This is a genomic window from Neisseria sp. P0021.S007, assembly GCF_051956855.1.
In genome coordinates, this window is record NZ_JBQCXA010000592.1 from 1 (window position 1) to 664 (window position 664).

General features: G+C 55.0%; 1 protein-coding gene. It reads left to right on the forward strand.

The features are described from left to right. Window positions 1-664, forward strand: a 664-nt coding sequence (gene ypfJ, locus ACTHUR_RS14820; protein ID WP_440399353.1) for a KPN_02809 family neutral zinc metallopeptidase, incomplete at both ends; no start/stop codon positions are given.

Here is a 664-nt window from a genome sequence, read left to right on the forward strand (position 1 = left end):
GCGTCGATTTGAGCGGCTTGGTCGGCACGCCTTCCATGGGTACAGGCTCGACCCAAACCTCCCAGCTCAAACCTCAGGAAGAAGCCGAGCTGAACGAACTTGCCCGCGTCGTCCTCGCCGATACGGAAAAAGCTTGGGGCAGCTATTTCAAACAACACGGACAAAATTACACCCCGACCACGCTGGTGTTATACAACGGCGGCACATCCACAGCCTGTGGCATGGGTCAATCGGCAATGGGTCCGTTTTACTGCCCGGGCGACCAAAAAGTCTATCTCGACTTAGACTTCTATAGAGATATGCAGACCAAACTCAACTCTGCCAGCGATGCCGCGTTTGCCTACGTCATTGCACACGAAGTCGGGCACCACGTTCAAAACCTGCTCGGTATCCTGCCCAAAGTCCACAGAATGCAGCAACAGGTCGGCAAAAAAGAAGCTAACGCCCTTTCCGTCAAACTCGAATTGCAGGCGGACTGCTACGCGGGCATTTGGGGGCATTACGCCGTCAACAATAATATCTTCAAAGCCGAAGACATCACTAAAGCCATGCTGGCTGCCGAATCCGTCGGCGATGACCGCCTGCAGAAAGAGGGGCAGGGCTACGTCGTTCCCGACAGTTTTACACACGGCTCGTCCGAACAGCGCATGGCATGGCTCAAACG